Below are 19,962 nucleotides of genomic sequence, written 5' to 3' on the forward strand. Positions count from 1 at the left end.
ATCGCATTAGCGTCATATAGTTGAGACTTTTTTTAATCATTAACCCCTAAGTACAACTATTATGAAAGTGAAACTGATCCTATTAGCCTTCGTGCTGCTGGTAGCAGGTATTTCAAAATCTGAAGCCCAGCATTATCGCTACGAAAAAAAATACAGCAAAAAATATTACAAAAAAAACTACCGGCCCGCCACAGTGGTATATTATCCCGGTGTATATCGTACCAGGTATCACAATACAAACAGGTACTATCCATCTTATTACGGACAACAATACCGCCATCGGCATCACCGGCACATGCCCCCGGGACAGGCAAAAAAATATTACCGGCATCACAAACATCACAAACGGGTACATCATTACTAAGGACAAGCGTATGATTTATAAGGTTTAAATTGGTTTTACAGTCGCCACCTTTCCAGGTGGCTTGACTGTTGGTATAAAGTTTGATTTAAAACGGCTAAAAATCCCGAATATGAAAACTTCAGCCCTGAAACACAGTAAATATAGTTTCATCAGAGTATTAACCGTTTTGCTCGTGATAGTTGGATTAAGTTCCTGCGCAGATCCTTACTATCCGTCATACGGATATTACCGTGGCGGACAGCAATACCGGCGTATACCTCCGGGGCAGGCAAAAAAATACTATGGCTCAAAATCGGCCAGGGATTATGCGCCAGGACATAATAAACATTATTACAGGTATTAATATTTTATAACGCAACATAGACATCATGAAATTTCAATTCTTCAATAAAACCCGTCTGCTGGTTACCGGAGCCTTAATTGCCCTTGTGGTAGGGTTGAGCTCTTGCGCAGACACTTATTATCCTTCCCGGGGATACTATGATGACGGCTATTATGGCTACTACCCCGGCTATTATTATTCACCTGGTTACTATGGTTATTACGGCAATGGTTATTATAGTAACCGTTATTACCGGAATAAACGCTACGACCGGCGCTATGAAGACCGCCGGAGATATGATGACCGGCGAAAAGTATACAGCAACAGCAGAGACCGCTACCGGGTAAACAATAACCGGAGCAACACGGAGTCTTACAGGCAGCAAAGCCGGGTACCCGTTACCAGCAACCGGTCTAACAACAACAGCCGCACCAGCGAGGACCGGTCGCGGAATGCCACTCCGCAGCGCTCGTACAGTCCGCCTCCTTCCAGGAGTGTGCAGCCGGCACCAAGGAGCAATAGCCAAAGCCGCTCGGGCAGCAACAACAGCCGCTCCTCAAGCAATAACAGCCGCTCTTCCAGGAGATAAAGAGCATGCTCAAAGCCGCGGGTCATTTTTTGGAAGGCCCGCGGCTTTTGTTTTTAACAAAACGCTGTTCATAAAGCGCAATCCAGCCCGGCACCGAAAGTCTTTCGCAAAGGGCCCCGATCAGTTCAAAAGGGATCAGTTCCGGCTTACTGAAACGAATACAGCTTTTTCCCATATCCGGCTTTTTTAACGAAACTTTCCCCCATTCGCCCAGGAACCAATCCATAAGGCCCGCATCGGCATACAGCCCCATATGGTAAAGCGCAATGCCGCTTTTTTGAGAGGCAAGGTTCATAAAAGGCAACGGCAGCGCCGGGGTACAATGATATCCCGCAGGGTAAAGGCGGTGCGGAACCACATAACCGATCATACCATAACTCATCACTTCCTCATAGCCTTCCGGCAGGTGCTTCAGGATCACGGCCCGCAACTTTTGCATTGCAGACAGCCGTTCCGGGGGTATTGCTTTCAGGTAGTCTGCCACTGTTTTTGCGCTGGATTGCATTTCGTTTCTTTACAGATTTATTTTTAGCATTTTTTTTTGAGATCAGGCCTTTCCGCTGCCACCATTTCCCTGTTTTTTATCGTCCAATAAATATAATAAAAAAAGAATGAGCAAAAATTTTATAAAACTGGGAATGTTCCTGCTGGGAGCCAGCCTTTTTTTGGCCATGGACAGTTTTGCCCAGTACCGGCGTTACCCGCCGCGCCGGGTTTATTCCTACCACCGGGCGCCAAGAGTTTCGATCGGTATCGGCGGAGTTATTGGCTGGCCGGTACCCTATTACCGTTATGGCTATGGGCCAAACCTGGGTGTTTCCGTTGGCGTCGCCCTCCCTCCTATTGGTGCCACTATTTATACCCTGCCCCCTGGCGCACGAAGGGTCTATTATGGTGATGTACCCTACTATTACCGTAACAATACCTATTTTATTCAACGGGAGAAGGGCGGCTACGAGGTAGTGGCGCCTCCCCTTGGCGCTACCGCAGCACGCCTGCCCAACGGGGCCCGTATGCGTAAGATTGATGGAGATACTTACTATGAATATGACGGAACCTACTACCGGCCGGATGTAGACAAGGATGGTGAACGGGTATATGTGGTAGTTGGGCGAAACGGAACACTGGATACAGACGCAGCAAGCGCACAGCCTTATAATGACAACCGGGATTACCCAAATAACAACCGGGATGATGAGCCGGAGAGCAGCAAACCCCTTGAGCGCAACAGTGATAACACGGGAACACACGATGCGGTTTATGATACCCGGCCCCAGCCAGGAGACCAGTTTGATCAACTGCCCAAAAATTCAACACGGGTAACGGTTGATGGAAAAAGCCAGTTTCGCTCCCCGGCAGGCACTTATTACAAAGAGATTACCATTGATGGTAAAACGGTATATGAAGTAGTGCGTTCAAAATAATATTCTTAAGAACAGAAAAAGTGGCCCCGGACGCGGCCGCTTTTTTGATGCATAATCTTTTTTAATGACAAACAGGAACCGGAAGCATACCGGCAAACTCAACTATTTGCTGAAGATCAGTATACCGCTGTATCTTTTTTTTATCTGCTTTTCCCCCCGCACCTCCCTGCACGCCCAGGAAGCAAGGTCGCTGCTTTGGAAAATCAGCGGTAATCAGCTGCGGGCGCCCTCCTACCTGCTGGGCACCATGCACCTGGTTTGCGGGGAGGATTTTGAAATTCCGGCTAAATTAAAACCGGTTCTGAAAAATGTGCACACGATAACATTTGAAGCGGATATTACCGCAATGGATGGCGCCAGCCAACTGATGGAGCTGATGAAACCCGTACCCGGTATTTGGGAAAAAACACCCGAAGCACAGCGCAAAGCGCTGGACAGCCTGCTGAAAGATTACCAGCTTACACCCGAAGTGCTCAAATACATGTCGCCTTTTGGACTTACTTCGGTGCTAACGATGAAGGCCTTCAATTGCGCAGACACCTCGGAAGCAAAGATGATGGAAAAAGAACTTTATAACCTGGCGGTGGATGACTCGTTACAGATCGACCACCTGGAATCTGTAGACTTCCAGATGCAGATGATCCGGTCGATGAATACCATCGATGAGTTGCTGACCACCCTTCGAGGAATGAAAGAGGCCCCTCATTTCATTAAAGACCTGGTGCAGGTTTACAAAACAGAAGATCTGCCCCATTTAACCAGCCTGATGAGTGATCCCGCATTTATGAGCACCCTACAACAGACCCGTTTGCTTAAAGAGCGCAATGAGAACTGGATTCAGCTGCTTCCCGGAAAAATGAAAAAAGGAGCCACCCTGTTTGCGGTGGGCGCTGGTCATCTTGGGGGAAAGAGCGGACTGATCCAACTTCTAAAAGACAAAGGATATACGGTAACGCCGGTTTTTGAGTAGTAAGTTAATACGATTGATTAAAACGTACCTTTGTAGAAATGAAGCTTGAATTTCAGATAACAGATCTTTTCGATTAAGTCACTTTAACCATGTTTCGCCTTGTTGATGATGCCAATGCGGATAAAACGTACAAAGATGTGGGCGAGTTATTATATAAAAGCGCAGGGCTTTTATAGTTCCATTGTAACCATTCTATTGCAACTATGGCCGAAATAAAAATACACCCACAAAAAAAATCATATACTATGACCCGATCCGCTCTCCTGGCAAAACGGTTCAGGGAAGTACACCTGAACGGCGACTGGGTAGCCGCCACCAACTTAAAAGCGCAGCTGTCCGGCGTTACCTGGCAACAGGCCAATACCCCGGTTGGGTCCCTGAATACTATTGCCGCCCTTGCTTTTCACATCAACTATTACATAGCCGGTTTAGTAATGGTATTTGAAGGCGGCAACCTGGATATTCACGATAAGGATAGTTTTAATGCGCCTCCTGTCAAATCGCAAAAAGACTGGGAGTTGCTGTTGCAAAAGCTGTGGAGCGATGCAGAAAAGTTTGCCGGCTATGTACAGCAAATGACCGCAGAGCAGCTAGATGCCATATTTGTTGATGAAAGATACGGAACCTATCAGCGGAATATTGATGCCATGATTGAGCATGTATACTATCACCTGGGGCAAATTGTACTGCTCCGGAAGTTGGTGGCGCAAACCGCTGCACTCTAAAACACCTCCATATACCCATGCAAAGAAATTACTACATCCTTACTGCGATCCTGCTGTTCACGGCATTTTTGTCGGGCATTCTAACTTCCGGCATCTCATTGGTGGGGCGGGTTGGCGTCAACACTTTTTATAAAACTTACCGTTTTTTTAAAATATGGTGGCAGGCTGGGTTTGTTTGCCTGGTATTGCTGGCTGTAGTTGCTTTTTTGTTGTACGGAATCGATAAAAAATTTAAAGGAAGTAGACGCCTGATCCTGCTGGTTATTTTTCTTTTCGCATTCCTGGGAGGTTTGTATCTAACCTATTCCGATTTTCACAATTCCCTTTCGCACCGTTGGCTGGGCGAGCGTTTTCACCTGGGTATTTATTTATACTGGATCGGCTTTTGTATAACGAACCTGTTTTTCCTCCTTACGCAAAAGAAGACGGTACCGACCACCCTTCTGCCGGAGGCTCCAGCCGAAACGCCACCGGCCCAATAGCGTCCTTATCCGCTAAAAAATTGCCGTTAGCGAGGCCCGCCCGGTATGCACGGTTTTAGTGGTTCCGGGCTTGCGACCATCGTATTGAATATTCAGCTCCAGGTTGCTGAGCAGCCGTTTGGTCAGCGTCACATTCCATAAATAGTTTTTCCCGGGCTGTAGTCCATCCAGCATAATATAACTAACGGTGGTGGTATTGGATGAAACGGAGGTATAGTTAAGATCATCCAGTGTAAAACGCGCCGTTAGCGCAGCGCTCTGCAGGATATTGTATTTCGTTTCGGCGGTAAGCGCATTGGATACCGCTTTTTCTCCGCCATAAGCCGGCTTATTCTTTTTTACTTCGTATTTATAGCCCGCCGTTACCCGAAAGGTGGTTCCGCGAATCAGAGATAGCGCGGGCTCCAGGCTGTTCCTGACAATATCATAATTGCGGTTATCAAATTGCTCATTGTCCGAATACACCATCTGCACACCGCTGCGGGCATCCAGGTTCAGCGTCAGACTGCTGCCAAAAAACTGCCGGTACTTTAAGGACCATTCCTTTGTTTTACGGCTTTCATAGCCATGAGTCAGCAATGATTTGGCGGTATTTTGGAGATTGCTGATATCAAGTCCCCAAACGGTGCTAAGCCGGTTAAAGGAAAGCGTATTAACCAGCACGGAGCTCATGGCTATAAGACTGGTATCGTTTAATGCGTACCGGAACGGGTTGAGTTCAATAAGACCGGCTGCCTGCGCCTTGCGCGATACCTGCAGGGTGCTGATCCAGTTAAACCGCGACAAAAAACGCTGCGTTTTTCCGGCTGTTTTTTCATTCCAAAGCAATTTCGGATTCAGCCCCAGGCTATAATTTAATGTATTGTAATTTGCCTTTATATATTGGTTGGTGGGCGTATTAATTCTTATAAACTTTGCCTGATCCGGGAACGCAGCCAATTCAAATTCATTCAATTGCTGAACGCTATCCCGGTTCAGGTCAATCCAGGTATATTGCCCCGTTCCCGCAGGTACTTCAAGGTAAGCATACTCCCTTTTCTGTTCCTGGCCCGCGCCCGCTTCATACAATACATTCCCGGTAAGAAAACCTTTAAACTCATTCATATTATATTCAATCCGGGAAAGCAGGGTGTTTTCCTCCGGCTCCCTGCTTATCGCATTATCAAGCACTTTTAATTTGCGCAACGTTGTATTAAAGTATAACTGCCGGTATTTGCTGGCTAACAGCTCGGTTTTAAAATTCAGGTTATAGCTTCGGTCGCCCTTTACAAGGTCTTTGTAAACGGGGTATTGATCTTCCCGCGTATAAAAGCTGATCCCGTACCTGTTTTGTTTTGCCTCATCCGATTTGATAAAGAACGTATAGGTATCAAACGAAAATGCGTTGGCATTCAGTGTATCCGTTGCTTTGTTGCGGCTGTCATTCCGCTCCAGCGCATAGCGGGCACCAACACTCCAGTTGTTGAGCGCCGGCATTTTTTTACTGATGTCGATCACGGGGCGCAGGAAATATCCTTTGTCCCCGGCTCCGCTGTACCGGGTAATAGTAACATCATTGTTAAAGGTCCAGTTATGCCATTGGGTAAACTGGGTAAATGCATGCTGAAAACCAGTGTATTGGTCGCTGCGGTTATAATTGGTAAAATGATATTGCAGCCGGTTGCCTTTTGCGCTCTCCAATCCTGTAGCAGCACGGATAATATGCTCATCCACACGGCCGGTAACCAGCGGCAGGCCCCAGTCTCTTGTAAACTCTACGCTGCGCAGGCGCTCTACCGGCTGAAACCGGGCCTGTACCATTTCATAGTCGATCGAGGACACCAGCTGCCGTTTATTTTTTTGGCTTAGCAGCATTGTATTAGACAGGTTTACTTTTGCTGCAAAGCCCTTATCATCTCCGTTATCACGCCCCGAAAATGTATTTACATCGTAGCTACTGGCGGCTACTTCCGTCTTTAGCACGGTTTGTTTGGTAAGCGCATAGTCTGCTCCCAATGTAAGCACCTGCTGTTTTTTTGGAGTTACCAGGGCAATTACAGGTGCATAATTGCCCTGCTTCAGGCCGTTTTCGGGTGGCATATACTTAAATACTTTTCCGTTTGCATTGGTATTATCCAAAACATAATCGCCCCTTCCAAAACCCACCTCGGTAAAGGATACATTGTATTGTGCGGAATCGCGGTTGGTGGTATACCGGTAAAAAGAGTCAACAACCACCGTATCCTTCATTAAATAAGCTCTTGCATACAATACTTTCCCTGCGGCAAATGTATCGGCAACGGCCGAGGGGTAGAGGGCCTGCTGAATACTATCGCCAATCTGCGATAAAAATTGCTTCTGCCGGTTGTCCAGCACCTGGCTGATGGAAGAATTTTTGGCATCACTATTATTAAAAAATCCCACCCGCAGTTTCAGTTTATTATTGAAACTAAGCTCCTGCATTCCGTATACATTCGTGTTCAAAAAGTTCCGGTCGGCATATTCAAACTCCACCTGAATGCGGCTGTCCTTGGTAATCATCCGCCGCGGGGTAAAGCTCACCTCCGCCGTATTGTAATTGATCACATAATCCTGGTCTTCCCCCCGCTGCAGAAGTTCCCCATCGATAAAAACACGCTCCGTATTGGCCAGCACAATAAAAAACAGCTCACTATTGGCGCCCTGCAATTTATAGGGCCCCTGGTTGCCCTCAAGCCCTTGCAGCACATTGCGGGTAAACTTTCCTTTAGCCACGGAGCCGCTCACCAATGTATTTGAAGTTGTTTTTTTTGAAGGGTCGCTGGCCGTCTGAAACGACACGCCCTGCAGGCGTTTGTAAAAGTTAAGAAAATAGCTGCGGTTTTCTCTCAGATCCATGTCGCCGATATTCAATTGCCAGCGGTTCTTTTTAAAGCGGATATACACTTCATCAAATTCGTTCAGCTGCTGCGTATTTCCATCGGGCTGTATAGGAATATTATTATCGGTAATGGCGGCCTGCAGTTCGATGCTGTCTGCCAGCATCCCGCTCAGCTGTACATTCAGGTTGGAGTTCAGCACCAGGCTTTGGTTATTTCCAAACCCCATTTGCCGGCCAAAACTGCCCTGTGCATTGATATTGCCAAAATTAAACAGCGCACTGCGGCCGCCGCTTTCAATAACGGGAGGAGCGATGGGCGCTGAGTTCCGGAGCAGGCTGTCAAAATTCATGCGCTGTGCCACGGGGTTTAGTTTCCGGGAAAATACCCGGTAATGTGCCGTAACGGGTACAGCCACCGGTTTATGCACCCAATACAACAGGGCATTTACATAATCCAGCCGGTAAGCGCTGCTATCGATACCTTCTATACTGAAACTCTGCGGAATAATGCTCAAACTATCAAGCCGCACGGGGTTTTCAGGCAGGGAGATCTGCCGGGTCCTCAGGTTAGACAAAGGCCGGGGAACAGCCCCTTCCTGCCCGTATATTCCGACAGCGGTGCAAAGAAAAAAGAAAAAAAATGTTATGCTTCTCAACAGATGCAATCCGGTTGTTTTAATTCAGCAAAAATCGGCGCTTCTGCTGTAATTACCGCAATTTTTAAACAACTTCATTGCAGATCTGTTACTATAGCAATTATGAGTACAAATAAAATGCAGGTAGAAATATGGAGTGATGTTGTGTGTCCCTTTTGCTATATTGGCAAACGGCATTTTGAAACAGCACTCGCACAATTTGCCAACAGCAACCAGATAGCCATCACCTGGAAAAGCTTCCAGCTGGATCCTACCCTTCCCCAAAAGGAAGAAATGACTCATGAACAGTACCTTATTGAACGCAAGGGGTTGCCCAAAGAACAGGTTCATTCCCTGCTGGATCAGGTAACCCAATCGGCAAAACAGGCGGGGCTGGATTATCATTTTGAAAAAATAGTGACCGTAAATTCCTTCAATGCGCACCGTCTGATTCAGATGGCAAAAACAAAAGGGTTGGGCGATATGGCCGAAGAACGGCTCTTTAAAGCCTATTTTACGGAAGGTCTTGACATTGCCAGCGGGGCAACCCTGAGCCGGCTGGGTAAAGAGATGAATCTTACAGAAGATGAAATACAGGAGGCGCTTACCAACGAAGCGTATGCCGGCAAAGTAAACGGGGATATTTACGAAGCGCAGCAGATCGGTGTAAGAGGGGTTCCCTTTTTTGTTTTTAATCGTAAATACGCTGTTTCGGGAGCCCAGCCTGCCGGAGCGTTCACCCAAACACTTGACAAAGCTTTTGAAGAATGGCGTAAAGAAAACCCCGGCGCATCGCTTGAAATTACAGAGGGCGCTTCCTGTGCGCCGGACGGTAGCTGCAGTGCCGGTTAAGTAAGCCCGTTTAAATTTATATTTCGCCTCCCATAAAATGTTTTGTCCAGTATAAACCGTTATGCAGGGATGCTGATTAACGGCTCTGTATGTTCCTGAGCGGCAGTGCTGCCAAAAATCTGCAGAAAAAACCACCGCACCCGGAAATTTAATACAAAAAAAAGCCACTCCTGTTAGGGAGCAGCTTTCAGTTTCTTTAATTTTCCCGGAAATGTTAGTATTCGTCTTCGTTAAACAGGAAATCTTCCTGAGTGGGATAATCGGGCCAGATGTCCTCGATCGTTTCATAAACATCGCCTTCATCTTCCAGCTCCTGTAAATTTTCAACCACTTCAATGGGCGCTCCACTCCTGATCGCAAAATCGATCAGTTCGTCTTTGGTAGCCGGCCAGGGGGCATCTTCTAAATAAGAGGCTAACTCAAGTGTCCAAAACATACTCTATTCGGTTTTTAGATATTAACAGGATACCTGAAACAAGGTTCAGGGTATTTTCAAATTTTTGCAAAAGTAACTGTATTCCGGAATTTAAAAAATACTTATTTTTATTCGGAAACAACGAAAAATCGGTTGTTTTTTGATATAAATCGACAACACTAAACAGCACCAAAACATGCTCAAAAAAATCGTTCTGGCAGCGTTGGTCAGTTTGCCCTTTCTCGCAACCTATGCGCAGGATATTGAAACTCCATCGCCCAGGCTCCGGATCTCCGCCTCCGGTGGATACGCTTACCGGCTGGGAAAAAAGCCTTCATCAAATGACTACTATAAAAATATCTCCCGCGGCCCCGCGTTTGAAGCAGGTTTTTCCTACTTTTTCAACCGCCAGTCAGGCATCGGAATAAAGTACTCGGAATTTAGCAGTTCCGGATCCGGCAATCTCGTCACCGGGCAGTTTGCTTCCAGCAATATAAAGATCCGGTATGCAGGACCCGTTTATCAAACCCGTCTGATCAGCTATTCCGGCAATTTTCATTTTCTGTCCGGCATTTCACTCGGGTATTTGGGCTACAGGGATAACGCGGTGATTGGCCCGGCCGGCGCCAACTCAAAGGGAAGCACAATTGGTGCAATGGCAGAACTCGGGGGCGACCTGCGTATTGTGCGCAAGCTCTTTGCCGGTATCCTTATCAGTGTATATAGCGGCAAACTTTCCTCCATGCAAGTCAATGGGGCATCTGTAAAACTTAACGAACAGCAGCTTGAAAGCCTGAGCAGAATTGAGGGGAGCGTAGGGCTTCGCTATTCCTTTTTTTAATGCCCGTTGCTACCGGCACAATTGCTATATTTACGGTTATTAAGCAAGGAGCATGATTTCGGGAAAACAAATACACAAGGCCTACGGCTCCGTTCAGGTGCTGAAAGGTGTCGATATTGACATTAATAAAGGGGAAGTTGTTTCAATCGTTGGCCCCTCCGGCAGTGGTAAAAGTACGCTGCTCCATATTTTGGGTACACTGGATAAGCCCGACACTGGTTCTGTGATCATGAACAACATCCCGGTAAGCGCACTCAACGGAAAGCAACTGGCGGCCTTCCGGAATAAAAATATCGGGTTCGTGTTCCAGTTTCACCACCTGCTGCCCGAATTTTCTGCATTGGAAAATGTATGTATCCCCGCCTGGCTCGGCGGACGCCGAAAAAAAGAAGCAGCCCGCGAGGCCAGGGAACTATTGGCCATACTGGGGGTTGATCACCGGCTTGAAAATAAACCCAGCGAGCTCAGCGGTGGCGAGCAGCAGCGGGTAGCGGTGGCGCGGGCATTAATTAACCGGCCTGAAATTATTTTTGCAGACGAGCCCACCGGCAACCTCGATACCACAAACGCAAGAGAACTACATCGGTTGTTTTTTGATCTCCGCGACCGGTTTCAACAAACCTTCCTGATTGTTACACATAATGAGGAACTGGCCACCCTCAGCGACCGTACCTTGCACATGAAGGATGGAATCATTATTCAGCATTAAGCGTTTCACTTCAATTCTCAGATCTCAACCACTAACCAGATCTTCATATTAATTTAAAAATTTGAAAATGTGCTGATTTGAAAATATGGAAATGTGAAAATGAGTATCGGTTTCAACATTTATATGTATTTCGTATCTTAGTAGGTCGATCAGACATCATAAATTCCCACATTTCCATAACCTGTCCCGCCCCGCGGGATTCCAACCTTCTTACATTTTCAAATTTTCAAATTCTAATTGAGTTATCCCTGCCGTTCTCTGAAAAAGATTACAACCGCTTTTTTTGTGGTTGGATCAATAAGTGTCAGCGTTTTTGAGGAGGCTGCAAAATTTTCCTGTATTTCATATTCCACACCGTTCCAGGTCATTCTCTTGGATCCGTTGTTAAAAGCATAAGAGTCGGTCTTCACCTGTGTTCCGCCTGCTTCATAATAGTGAATCTGGTGATCGTTCTTCTTAAATTTAGCATACCCTCCAAATGGCACCAAATCTGTACCATCGGCTGTTATCACACTTTTCCACTCAATAACAGACACCAGGTTTTCAATAGAATCTGCGCCAATAGCGTCCTTTGTACGGGAACAGGCCATTAAAAATAATACGCTTGTTACCATAGTCATCAAAATGATCTTTGTAGTTGTTTTCATATTTCTGTTTTTACGGTTTAAAAGCTTGCTGTGCTTTAGGCGAACCAAGATCCATGCCAAGCCCGGATAGCCATAAAACACTATAAAAACAGAACCTTCAGCATCAGGACGATGCAGTCATGTATAGCTTTTTTATTATTATGTTAAAACAAAAATCAGGAGCTGCGCGGCCTCCAGGGAATATCGTCAATTCCGGTACAACGACCGGTATAACGGGCAAGCACAAACAGGTAGTCGCTCAGCCGGTTCAGATATCTGATCGCTCTTTCTTCCACTGGCTCCTCTTCCTGCAGCCGCACGCAGGAGCGCTCTGCCCGGCGGCAAACGCACCTGGCAAGGTGGAGATAGGAAATAGCAACACTCCCTCCCGGTAAAACAAACGATTTCATTTCCGGCAACACCGCCATCATCGTATCAATCGCATTCTCCAGCTGCAGCAGGTCTGTTTCATGCAGGTCCGGCAGTATCATTTTGGTATCTTTTGCCGGGTCCCTGGCCAGCAATGCACCAATGGTAAAAAGCCGGTCCTGCACCTCCCTTAGCAGGTCCATCGTCCCTGGGTCGGATTGTACATCCCTGCACAATCCAATGCAGGAATTGAGTTCATCTACATTCCCATAAGCCTCTATTCTCAGATGCGCTTTGGACACCCGGGTACCGCCAATCAAAGCAGTTTTTCCTTTGTCGCCAGTCTTTGTGTAGATACGAAAAGTCATGTGGAAAAATTTGAAAATGTGGAAATGTGGTGAATAGACAATAGTGAACAGAACATCAGGTATAAAAAAGACACCAACCTGAAACATTGAACGTTAAACCTGAAACAGGCGTTTAGCGTTCAGCCTTCAGCCGGTCGCTTTCGATAACCCCATCGCGTAACCTTATAATCCGGTGGGCATAACGGGCAATATCCTCCTCGTGGGTTACCAGCACCACCGTATTCCCATCTCCATGTATCCGGTTAAAAATATCCATAATTTCGTAAGAGGTCCTTGTATCCAGATTACCAGTAGGCTCATCTGCCAGGATCAGGGAGGGGTCATTTACCAGGGCGCGGGCGATGGCCACACGTTGGCACTGACCACCGCTTAATTCATTCGGCTTATGATGATAACGGTCGGTAAGATTCACGAGCTCCAGCATGCGCATCGCTTTTTCGTTCCGTTCATTCTTTCGGATGCCTGCGTAAATAAGCGGCAATGCCACGTTTTCGAGCGCCGTCAGCCGGGGCAGTAAATTGAACTGCTGAAATACAAAACCGATCTCTTTATTGCGCACTTCCGCCAGTGCATTGTCTTCCATTTTACTTACGTCTTTGCCATTTAGCACATAAGTGCCGGAAGTGGGCGTATCCAGGCAACCGAGAATATTCATTAATGTGCTTTTTCCGCTGCCGGAAGGCCCCATTAATGCCACGTATTCATTTTTGTTAATATTCAATGAAACGCCTTTTAAAACAGGTAGTTCCTGCTGGCCCATATAGTAGCTCTTTCGCAGGTCATTGATATGGATAATGGATTGCGTCACATTATTTGCGGATCACTTTGGGCACTTTAAAAAAAACACCATCCGTGGCCGGGGCATTCAATAATGCCGCTTCCCGGGAAACAGACCCCTCAACACGATCATCCCTTAGCACGTTGATCTCTTCACTCATATGCATCAATGGCGCAACATCTTTCAAATCAAGTTCGTTCAACTTTTCTACAAATCCAATCATCTTTTCAAGGTCTCCACGGAATTCCTGTTTCTCTTCCGGAGAAAAGCTGAGCTTGGAAAGATGGGCCAGTTTGTCGATCAATGCTTCATTTACTTCCATTTGTCAAAGATAGATTATACAATTTGAAAATGTGGAAATGTGGAAATGTGAAAATGTGAAAATGAAAAATATCCAATTCAGAATGAAGAAGCGGTAATTGTCTTCGAACAAAAAAATCATGGAACACAAGGAAATCCTCCACTTCCACATTCAACATTTAACATGCAACATTTTACATACAACATCTCACACTCAACATTTTACACTCAACATTTCACATACAACATTTCACATGCAACATCTCACACTCAACATCTCACATACAACATTTCACATTCGGCACTTTACATTCACCCGGAGTTTCCCAGCCACATGGCCCCGCCGGCGCTATCGCGGCTTGCCCCGGTTACCGATCCCAGCACATTGGTTTCCTCCCGCCAGCGCAACACCGCTATCAATGCCATAATCATGGCTTCCTTATACAATACCAGTTTTTCTTCCGGAACAACCAAGGTCACTTTTAATACTTCCGTTAACCGGCCTGTCAGAAAACCATTCAGCGCCCCGCCGCCCGTTATCAGCAGCTTTTCTTCTCCAACGCCATAGCTGTTATCGGTTTCCAGGGCGCGTGCCACCTGTTGCACGATATGCTCCACATAGGTGCGCAGCTGATCTGCTACCTGGCCTCCGTGGCGCTTCAGGATGGGGTAAACCATATCCGTTCCAAAACTATTAGCCAGCGATTTGGGCGCCGGCAGCTGATAAAAGTTCAATGCATTCAATTCATTCAGCAGGGCCTCATTTACAACGCCTGTAGCCGCCAGCGCGCCATCTTCGTCAAAATCCTTTCCCAGTTCTCCGGCAAGCAGATTCAACACCCGGTTTGCCGCGCATACATCAAAAGCCCGGCAACGGTCATCTTTTATCGAAAGATTGGCGATACCCCCTATATTTAGAAAATAGCGGTAGCCTTGCAGTAAGAGTTGCTCGCCAATGGGTACAATGGGCGCCCCCTGCCCCCCGAGGGCTACGTCCATGGCACGCAGGTCAGATACCACCGTTAGCCCTGTTTGTGCGGCTATAGCGGCTCCATCGCCTATTTGCCCCGTCATCCGCTGCTCCGGAACATGAAACGTGGTATGCCCGTGCGAACCGATCACCGCTATTTTATAATGCAGATCATAGCGATCTATAAATGCATTTACCTGGGCGCCTATATAATGCCCGTATGCCGTATGCAGCAGCTGGTAGTCCATTGCATTCAGCTCCGTGGCTTGTTCCAGCTTCAGCTTCCATTCAGGAGTATAAGCCAGGCAATCGGCCTGCAGGATCTCATACTGCCATTTGCCGCCGTTCTCGTGAAATTCCACAAATGCAATATCCAGCCCGTCCAGCGAACTGCCGCTCATCATTCCAATAGCCCTGTAGATCATAGTATACTTTTAGATTTGCCAAAAATAGCTGATTCAAAGCAATCGGAACAGCCATCCGCAATCCGTTTTCCCAAGGGCTGAGGGAGCGTTTCAGGTTTGAGGTTTCACGTTTGACGTTAGTTCCGGTTTTTATACTTGGTGTTCTGTGCGGACAATGGGTTTGCATTGGCTAAATACGGCTGAGTGCTGAACGCTAAATGCACAGTCGCCCCCATTCTGGATGCCCGATACTGGATGCTGATCTCTGATGGGTGCATGACATTCTTTCAAACTTCTTTTAGACTCAGGTTTTAACCGCAAGGTGCGCCAGGAATTCGCGAGGTTCGCAAGGATATTTAATAGTAACCCGCCATTGCGGGCTTTGCATATTCGCTGCGTCCTTTGCGTTAAAAAAGAATTACAAAAAATGTTGCGCACCCTCTCTGATAACGGTATTCTCAAATATTGTCTTATTTTTATTATACCGGAAACAACAACTTATAAACCGCAAGATTATGGTCATTAATTTAAGCGAGCAACATAGCCTGGTAAGCAACTGGGTAAGTGAATTGAGGAATATAGATATTCAGGATGACCGGATGCGTTTCCGCCGCAACCTGGAGCGTATTGGCGAGGTGATCGCCTATGAAATCAGCAAGGAACTGCCTTACAAAACCGAAGAAACACAAACGCCCCTGGGCATTTCAAATTCCAACGTATTAGAAAACCAGCCGGTGCTGGCAACCATTTTAAGAGCAGGACTCCCCATGCACCAGGGGCTTTTAAATTATTTTGACAAGGCCGATAATGCCTTCGTTTCTGCCTACCGCAAACATCATAAAGACGGAAGTTTTACCATCAATGTAGAGTATTTGAGCAGTCCGGTATTGGAAGACCGCATCGTCATCATATCGGATCCTATGCTGGCTACCGGCGCTTCACTGGTAAAAACCATTCAATACCTGCGGGAAATGGGCCGGCCCAGAAGTATTTATGTAGCCGCGGCCATCGCCTGCACAGAAGGTATCGAATACGTACTGCGCGAAGAACCGGCGTTAAAAATCTGGTGCGGGGACATTGACGATGAAATAACGGCAAAAGGATATATTGTACCCGGACTGGGAGATGCGGGGGATCTGGCATTTGGAGGCAAGGCCCAATACTGACCCGCCTCCATTAAAATGGACAAAAAAATGAACATTTGCTAAACTTTTTCAGCATTCTATATAAATATTTTAAAAAAACTAATGCATGTTAAAAAAATATTTTTGTACTTTTCCCCACTAAATCCATCTTAGTTATTTTTAAAATATGAATGAATCAATCAGGCCTTTTATTGAAAAGGTAAATGTAAGAAACGCCGGCGAGCCGGAATTTTTACAGGCAGTTACAGAAGTTGCAGAATCAATCATCCCCTATATTGAAACGCAGCCAAAATATAAAGACAGCAAAATCCTGGAGCGGATCGTTGAGCCGGAACGGGTGGTGATGTTCCGCGTGCCCTGGATCGATGACAAAGGTGAAGTACAGGTAAACCGTGGCTTCAGGGTGCAAATGAATAGCTCTATTGGCCCCTATAAAGGGGGACTGCGGTTTCATCCAACAGTTACGCTCAGTGTGTTAAAATTCCTGGCATTTGAGCAGGTATTTAAAAACAGCCTTACCGGCCTGCCCATGGGCGGTGGAAAAGGCGGGTCCGATTTTGACCCCAAGGGAAAATCCGACAACGAAATCATGAAATTCTGCCAGAGTTTTATGACCGAACTCTACCGGCATGTTGGCGATGATATTGATATCCCGGCAGGTGACATCGGGGTGGGCAAACGGGAAATCGGTTACCTGTTTGGCCAGTACAAACGCATCACCGGTACTTTTAACGGGGTATTGACCGGTAAGGCCTTTGAATGGGGCGGCAGCCTTATAAGACCCGAAGCCACCGGCTATGGTCTTATTTACTTTGTAGAAGAAATGCTGAAAGTACAGGAAGATACGCTGTTAGGCAAAAGAGTGCTCATTTCCGGCTCCGGCAATGTGGCACAGTTTGCAGCCGAAAAATGTATTGAAAAAGGCGCCAAGGTACTCACGATGTCCGACTCAGAAGGTTTTATTTACGATCCAGTGGGCATCGATCAGGAAAAACTTGAGTACATCAAAGACCTTAAGGATAATCAGCGCGGCCGCATAAAAGAATATGCGCAACGCTATGGCTGCGAATTTTTCCCGGGGCAGAAGCCCTGGGGCATTAAATGCGACATCGCCCTTCCCAATGCCACTCAAAATGAGCTGGATGCGGAAGATGCGGCTATACTGATACAAAACGGCTGCATTTGTGTAGCCGAGGGTGCCAATATGCCCTGTACCCCCGAAGCCGTGGTGGCCTTTCATGAAGCAAAAGTGCTGTATGCGCCCGGTAAGGCGGCGAATGCGGGAGGCGTGGCCGTTTCGGGCCTCGAAATGTCGCAAAACTCACAGCGCTACTCCTGGGGAAGAACCAAGGTAGATAATAAGCTGAAAGAAATCATGAGCGATATCCATCATATCTGTATGAAACACGGACACGAAAAAGATGGGCATATCAATTACGAAAAAGGAGCCAATATTGGCGGATTTGTGAAAGTGGCCGAAGCCATGCTTTCACAGGGAGTTGTATAAAACAAACCGTAAAAATCATGTTAAAAGGAGACCTCCCGAAATGTGAGGCCTCCTTTTTTTGTTTTATGGCCTTCTAAGAAAACGGCTTCTTTTTCTCCCGCGGTGTTTGGGATACAGATGTTATTTACTGACCGGTTGTTTATTGCTATCATTATTGTAACATTGCCTGATGACAGCAACTATTTACCTCATCCCTACGTACCTGCACGAAGACAACCTGGAGTCATTGCCGGCCTACCTGCTGGAAGCCATTGAAAAATGTACGGTGCTTTTTGTAGAAAACGAGCGCACCGCCCGGAGGTATCTGAAGCAGCTCAGAAAAGAAATCGTGATCGATGATTTTGAATGGTATGGTATTCAGAAAGCAGAGGAAAACCTATTGCAGCAGTTCAAACAAAAACTGGCAGCAGGAAAAACCATCGGCATCATCAGTGAAGCCGGCTGCCCCGGTGTGGCCGATCCGGGCCAGCTTTTGGTGGCTGCGGCGCAGGAAGCCGGCGCAAAGGTAGTACCCCTCGTAGGACCCAGCTCTATTTTGCTGGCCCTGATGGCCAGCGGGTTAAACGGTCAGCAATTTAGCTTTACCGGCTACCTCCCTATTGATAACGGGCAACGGATAAAAGCCATCAAAGAGCTGGAAAACGAATCGCAGCGCAAAAACAGCACACAGATCTTTATAGAAACCCCTTACCGGAATAACCAATTGCTTGAGACCCTGTTAAAACACGGTCACCCCCAAACAAAACTCTGTATTGCAGCAGATATTACCGGCAACCAGGAATCCATACAAACAAAAACCATTCAGCAATGGCAAAAGGAACACACCGACCTGCACAAAAGGCCTGTCATTTTTTTATTAAAACGGTGAAACACCGCCATCAGTCATCGAGATGATGCTATCTACAACATAAACCGTATTGCCCCTCCAGGGCAGCGCACCCCGGAACTCCTTATAATGCAGATCAAAACGCTTGCCGCTATGAATGGCCAGGGTATCATAAATCCGCTTATTCTCAATCGAAAAAACAAAATTATTAGACTGCGCGCCACCGCCCACAGCGCCCTTAATGCCCGCCTGGATCAGCTCGCCTTCAAAGGTTTTAAATATTTGTCCCTTGCGCACTACATTTTTCAGAATCCCCGATTTTACACCATCCCCAAACACGTTATAATAGTTCCAGTAAACATAAGCCCCCGCAATTACGACCAGCACCAGCAACCCTGTAAAAAAATAACGGCGGCAACCCGAACGTTTGTTTGCTCCCTTCTGGTTCTCAGTTGGTAAGGTTTCCATAAAAAAGGTTTAATTAAAAAAAATTTAGTGCGCAATATTCAATATTGCATTATTTTTGTGATTCGAAAGTACAATTTGTTTTTAAATGAATAACTTTTTAAAACATACAAAACACGTTGCATTTCATGCAAATATAACCACGGGGATCTACGCCGTTGGTTTTGATGTAGCCGTATGTTTTCCACGACCGATGCGCTGTCCTGATTGCTGACAGGACAAACCCCTGACCTGGGCCCTGTCAGTGAAAGATCTCCGAAAAAAACTTATCAGGACTGGTCTCCCGCAAATTTCATTTAACAATACATCGTGGACAATCTCAACCAGGAAATTATCGTAAGAGTAGCAGAAGCTGCCGATAAAAAATATTCAACAACTATTACGGACGAAATGGAATCATCGGCAAAAGCCCGTGGTACCGGTATTGCAAAAAGAAGTCCGGAATACATCGAAAAAAAGATCGATGAAGGGAAGGCCGTCATCGCCGTTACCGGCAGTGGCGACTGGGTGGGCTTTTGCTATATAGAAACCTGGAGTCATGGCGAATATGTGGCCAACTCCGGACTGATCGTTTCGCCCAATTTCCGTAAAAGCGGCGTTGCTAAAAGGATCAAGCAAACTACATTTAAACTCAGCCGTAAAATGTTCCCCGAAGCCAAAATCTTTGGGTTAACCACCGGGCTGGCGGTAATGAAGATCAACAGCGACCTGGGTTACGAGCCCGTTACTTACTCGGAGCTGACGCAGGACGAGCAGTTTTGGGCAGGCTGTAAAAGCTGCGTTAACTACGAGATCCTCATGAGCAAGGATCGCAAAAACTGCATGTGCACCGCCATGCTGTATGATCCCAAAGATCATTATGAGCCCGAGGAAACAAAAGCCTTTTTTGAAGAAAACAAAACGGGGCTGGAACGTTTACAGCGTTTTAAACAATGGAAGTTCCTGAAAGCTTTCCGGAAAAAAGATAAAACCGGCGGCGGCAGCGGCAGCGGAACATTGAAATCTTTTTTAAAGAACATGTTTCATTTATAATATCA

The 19,962-nt window shown here is 46.6% G+C and carries 23 protein-coding genes; 14 read left to right on the forward strand and 9 right to left on the reverse strand.

Annotated elements, in window-relative coordinates; genetic code table 11:
• Nucleotides 1-61 precede the first annotated feature (61 nt).
• From GGU45_RS13985 to GGU45_RS13995, 3 genes are all read left to right on the forward strand, one after another.
• Nucleotides 62-364: a hypothetical protein gene (locus tag GGU45_RS13985; RefSeq protein WP_435225691.1), complete on the forward strand. Its 303-nt coding sequence runs from the start codon at nucleotides 62-64 to the stop codon at nucleotides 362-364.
• Nucleotides 365-473: 109 nt separating this feature from the next.
• Nucleotides 474-707, forward strand: a complete 234-nt coding sequence (locus tag GGU45_RS13990; protein WP_435225693.1) for a hypothetical protein — start codon at nucleotides 474-476, stop codon at nucleotides 705-707.
• Between the two features lie 25 nt (nucleotides 708-732).
• Nucleotides 733-1,275 (forward strand): hypothetical protein, encoded by a 543-nt coding sequence (locus GGU45_RS13995; RefSeq protein ID WP_435225695.1) that lies wholly within the window; start codon nucleotides 733-735, stop codon nucleotides 1,273-1,275.
• A 22-nt stretch (nucleotides 1,276-1,297) separates the two neighbouring features.
• On the opposite strand, the gene GGU45_RS14000 is transcribed toward GGU45_RS13995, so the two are convergent.
• Nucleotides 1,298-1,780 carry a DUF1801 domain-containing protein gene (locus GGU45_RS14000; protein ID WP_435225697.1) on the reverse strand — a complete coding sequence of 161 codons (483 nt, stop codon included), beginning with the start codon at nucleotides 1,778-1,780 and terminating at the stop codon, nucleotides 1,298-1,300.
• A gap of 106 nt (nucleotides 1,781-1,886) precedes the next feature.
• Here GGU45_RS14000 and GGU45_RS14005 point away from each other — a divergent pair, with 106 nt between their 5' ends.
• The 4 genes from GGU45_RS14005 to GGU45_RS14020 all read left to right on the forward strand — a co-directional run bounded on the left by GGU45_RS14005 (nucleotide 1,887) and on the right by GGU45_RS14020 (nucleotide 4,876).
• Nucleotides 1,887-2,699 (forward strand): DUF6515 family protein, encoded by an 813-nt coding sequence (locus GGU45_RS14005; RefSeq protein ID WP_435225699.1) that lies wholly within the window; start codon nucleotides 1,887-1,889, stop codon nucleotides 2,697-2,699.
• Nucleotides 2,700-2,763: 64 nt separating this feature from the next.
• Nucleotides 2,764-3,669: a TraB/GumN family protein gene (locus GGU45_RS14010; RefSeq protein ID WP_435225701.1), complete on the forward strand. Its 906-nt coding sequence runs from the start codon at nucleotides 2,764-2,766 to the stop codon at nucleotides 3,667-3,669.
• A 245-nt stretch (nucleotides 3,670-3,914) separates the two neighbouring features.
• Nucleotides 3,915-4,394 carry a DinB family protein gene (locus tag GGU45_RS14015; RefSeq protein ID WP_435225703.1) on the forward strand — a complete coding sequence of 160 codons (480 nt, stop codon included), beginning with the start codon at nucleotides 3,915-3,917 and terminating at the stop codon, nucleotides 4,392-4,394.
• Between the two features lie 17 nt (nucleotides 4,395-4,411).
• Complete coding sequence (locus tag GGU45_RS14020; RefSeq protein WP_435225705.1) at nucleotides 4,412-4,876, forward strand: cytochrome d ubiquinol oxidase subunit II; 465 nt, start codon at nucleotides 4,412-4,414, stop codon at nucleotides 4,874-4,876.
• Between the two features lie 12 nt (nucleotides 4,877-4,888).
• On the opposite strand, the gene GGU45_RS14025 is transcribed toward GGU45_RS14020, so the two are convergent.
• On the reverse strand, nucleotides 4,889-8,380 hold the full coding sequence (locus GGU45_RS14025; protein ID WP_435225707.1) for a DUF8818 domain-containing protein: 3,492 nt from the start codon (nucleotides 8,378-8,380) through the stop codon (nucleotides 4,889-4,891).
• Nucleotides 8,381-8,473: 93 nt separating this feature from the next.
• On the opposite strand from GGU45_RS14025, the gene GGU45_RS14030 reads away from it, so the two are divergent.
• Entirely contained in the window at nucleotides 8,474-9,202 is a 729-nt protein-coding gene (locus GGU45_RS14030) for a DsbA family oxidoreductase (RefSeq protein ID WP_435225709.1), read from the forward strand.
• Between the two features lie 214 nt (nucleotides 9,203-9,416).
• Here the strand turns inward: GGU45_RS14030 and GGU45_RS14035 are convergent, their stop codons facing one another.
• Entirely contained in the window at nucleotides 9,417-9,638 is a 222-nt protein-coding gene (locus GGU45_RS14035; RefSeq protein WP_018627833.1) for a DUF2795 domain-containing protein, read from the reverse strand.
• A gap of 175 nt (nucleotides 9,639-9,813) precedes the next feature.
• Here GGU45_RS14035 and GGU45_RS14040 point away from each other — a divergent pair, with 175 nt between their 5' ends.
• Nucleotides 9,814-10,458, forward strand: coding sequence for a hypothetical protein (locus tag GGU45_RS14040; protein WP_435225711.1), 645 nt, complete (start codon nucleotides 9,814-9,816; stop codon nucleotides 10,456-10,458).
• Between the two features lie 52 nt (nucleotides 10,459-10,510).
• Entirely contained in the window at nucleotides 10,511-11,167 is a 657-nt protein-coding gene (locus GGU45_RS14045; protein ID WP_435225713.1) for an ABC transporter ATP-binding protein, read from the forward strand.
• Between the two features lie 242 nt (nucleotides 11,168-11,409).
• Here GGU45_RS14045 and GGU45_RS14050 read toward each other — a convergent pair whose 3' ends face one another.
• The 5 genes from GGU45_RS14050 to GGU45_RS14070 all read right to left on the reverse strand — a co-directional run bounded on the left by GGU45_RS14050 (nucleotide 11,410) and on the right by GGU45_RS14070 (nucleotide 15,003).
• Nucleotides 11,410-11,814 carry a hypothetical protein gene (locus GGU45_RS14050; protein ID WP_435225715.1) on the reverse strand — a complete coding sequence of 135 codons (405 nt, stop codon included), beginning with the start codon at nucleotides 11,812-11,814 and terminating at the stop codon, nucleotides 11,410-11,412.
• A gap of 155 nt (nucleotides 11,815-11,969) precedes the next feature.
• Complete coding sequence (locus tag GGU45_RS14055; protein ID WP_435225717.1) at nucleotides 11,970-12,530, reverse strand: cob(I)yrinic acid a,c-diamide adenosyltransferase; 561 nt, start codon at nucleotides 12,528-12,530, stop codon at nucleotides 11,970-11,972.
• 112 nt (nucleotides 12,531-12,642) lie between these two features.
• Nucleotides 12,643-13,338, reverse strand: a complete 696-nt coding sequence (locus tag GGU45_RS14060) for an ABC transporter ATP-binding protein (protein ID WP_435225719.1) — start codon at nucleotides 13,336-13,338, stop codon at nucleotides 12,643-12,645.
• 1 nt (nucleotide 13,339) lies between these two features.
• Nucleotides 13,340-13,630, reverse strand: a complete 291-nt coding sequence (gene gatC, locus GGU45_RS14065; protein ID WP_435225721.1) for an Asp-tRNA(Asn)/Glu-tRNA(Gln) amidotransferase subunit GatC — start codon at nucleotides 13,628-13,630, stop codon at nucleotides 13,340-13,342.
• A gap of 290 nt (nucleotides 13,631-13,920) precedes the next feature.
• A complete protein-coding gene (locus GGU45_RS14070) occupies nucleotides 13,921-15,003 on the reverse strand; it encodes an anhydro-N-acetylmuramic acid kinase (RefSeq protein WP_435225723.1) in 1,083 nt (360 codons plus the stop codon).
• Nucleotides 15,004-15,497: 494 nt separating this feature from the next.
• On the opposite strand from GGU45_RS14070, the gene upp reads away from it, so the two are divergent.
• From upp to GGU45_RS14085, 3 genes are all read left to right on the forward strand, one after another.
• A complete protein-coding gene (upp, locus tag GGU45_RS14075; RefSeq protein ID WP_435225725.1) occupies nucleotides 15,498-16,148 on the forward strand; it encodes a uracil phosphoribosyltransferase in 651 nt (216 codons plus the stop codon).
• 145 nt (nucleotides 16,149-16,293) lie between these two features.
• Complete coding sequence (gene gdhA / locus GGU45_RS14080) at nucleotides 16,294-17,634, forward strand: NADP-specific glutamate dehydrogenase (RefSeq protein WP_435225727.1); 1,341 nt, start codon at nucleotides 16,294-16,296, stop codon at nucleotides 17,632-17,634.
• A 169-nt stretch (nucleotides 17,635-17,803) separates the two neighbouring features.
• Nucleotides 17,804-18,502: an SAM-dependent methyltransferase gene (locus tag GGU45_RS14085; RefSeq protein ID WP_435225729.1), complete on the forward strand. Its 699-nt coding sequence runs from the start codon at nucleotides 17,804-17,806 to the stop codon at nucleotides 18,500-18,502.
• Here GGU45_RS14085 and GGU45_RS14090 read toward each other — a convergent pair.
• Entirely contained in the window at nucleotides 18,491-18,928 is a 438-nt protein-coding gene (locus GGU45_RS14090; protein ID WP_435225730.1) for a hypothetical protein, read from the reverse strand. The two genes, GGU45_RS14085 and GGU45_RS14090, sit on opposite strands and share 12 nt — an antisense overlap.
• Before the next feature lie 306 nt (nucleotides 18,929-19,234).
• Here GGU45_RS14090 and GGU45_RS14095 point away from each other — a divergent pair, with 306 nt between their 5' ends.
• Complete coding sequence (locus GGU45_RS14095; RefSeq protein WP_435225731.1) at nucleotides 19,235-19,957, forward strand: GNAT family N-acetyltransferase; 723 nt, start codon at nucleotides 19,235-19,237, stop codon at nucleotides 19,955-19,957.
• The last annotated feature ends 5 nt before the right edge of the window (nucleotides 19,958-19,962 follow it).

Origin of the sequence: Niabella hirudinis, assembly GCF_051201075.1 — a bacterium.
Taxonomy (GTDB): Bacteria; Bacteroidota; Bacteroidia; order Chitinophagales; family Chitinophagaceae; genus Niabella; species Niabella hirudinis.

Coding starts and splice junctions, on each gene's coding strand:
- GGU45_RS14035 (WP_018627833.1), bottom strand. CDS start 9,638: ATGTTTTGGACACTTGAGTTAGCCTCTTATTTAGAAGATGCCCCCTGG.
- GGU45_RS14045 (WP_435225713.1), top strand. CDS start 10,511: ATGATTTCGGGAAAACAAATACACAAGGCCTACGGCTCCGTTCAGGTG.
- GGU45_RS14090 (WP_435225730.1), bottom strand. CDS start 18,928: ATGGAAACCTTACCAACTGAGAACCAGAAGGGAGCAAACAAACGTTCG.
- GGU45_RS14070 (WP_435225723.1), bottom strand. CDS start 15,003: ATGATCTACAGGGCTATTGGAATGATGAGCGGCAGTTCGCTGGACGGG.
- GGU45_RS14000 (WP_435225697.1), bottom strand. CDS start 1,780: ATGCAATCCAGCGCAAAAACAGTGGCAGACTACCTGAAAGCAATACCC.
- GGU45_RS14015 (WP_435225703.1), top strand. CDS start 3,915: ATGACCCGATCCGCTCTCCTGGCAAAACGGTTCAGGGAAGTACACCTG.
- GGU45_RS14010 (WP_435225701.1), top strand. CDS start 2,764: ATGACAAACAGGAACCGGAAGCATACCGGCAAACTCAACTATTTGCTG.
- gatC (WP_435225721.1), bottom strand. CDS start 13,630: ATGGAAGTAAATGAAGCATTGATCGACAAACTGGCCCATCTTTCCAAG.
- GGU45_RS14040 (WP_435225711.1), top strand. CDS start 9,814: ATGCTCAAAAAAATCGTTCTGGCAGCGTTGGTCAGTTTGCCCTTTCTC.
- GGU45_RS13995 (WP_435225695.1), top strand. CDS start 733: ATGAAATTTCAATTCTTCAATAAAACCCGTCTGCTGGTTACCGGAGCC.
- gdhA (WP_435225727.1), top strand. CDS start 16,294: ATGAATGAATCAATCAGGCCTTTTATTGAAAAGGTAAATGTAAGAAAC.
- upp (WP_435225725.1), top strand. CDS start 15,498: ATGGTCATTAATTTAAGCGAGCAACATAGCCTGGTAAGCAACTGGGTA.
- GGU45_RS14055 (WP_435225717.1), bottom strand. CDS start 12,530: ATGACTTTTCGTATCTACACAAAGACTGGCGACAAAGGAAAAACTGCT.
- GGU45_RS13990 (WP_435225693.1), top strand. CDS start 474: ATGAAAACTTCAGCCCTGAAACACAGTAAATATAGTTTCATCAGAGTA.
- GGU45_RS14085 (WP_435225729.1), top strand. CDS start 17,804: ATGACAGCAACTATTTACCTCATCCCTACGTACCTGCACGAAGACAAC.
- GGU45_RS14005 (WP_435225699.1), top strand. CDS start 1,887: ATGAGCAAAAATTTTATAAAACTGGGAATGTTCCTGCTGGGAGCCAGC.
- GGU45_RS13985 (WP_435225691.1), top strand. CDS start 62: ATGAAAGTGAAACTGATCCTATTAGCCTTCGTGCTGCTGGTAGCAGGT.
- GGU45_RS14050 (WP_435225715.1), bottom strand. CDS start 11,814: ATGAAAACAACTACAAAGATCATTTTGATGACTATGGTAACAAGCGTA.
- GGU45_RS14020 (WP_435225705.1), top strand. CDS start 4,412: ATGCAAAGAAATTACTACATCCTTACTGCGATCCTGCTGTTCACGGCA.
- GGU45_RS14030 (WP_435225709.1), top strand. CDS start 8,474: ATGAGTACAAATAAAATGCAGGTAGAAATATGGAGTGATGTTGTGTGT.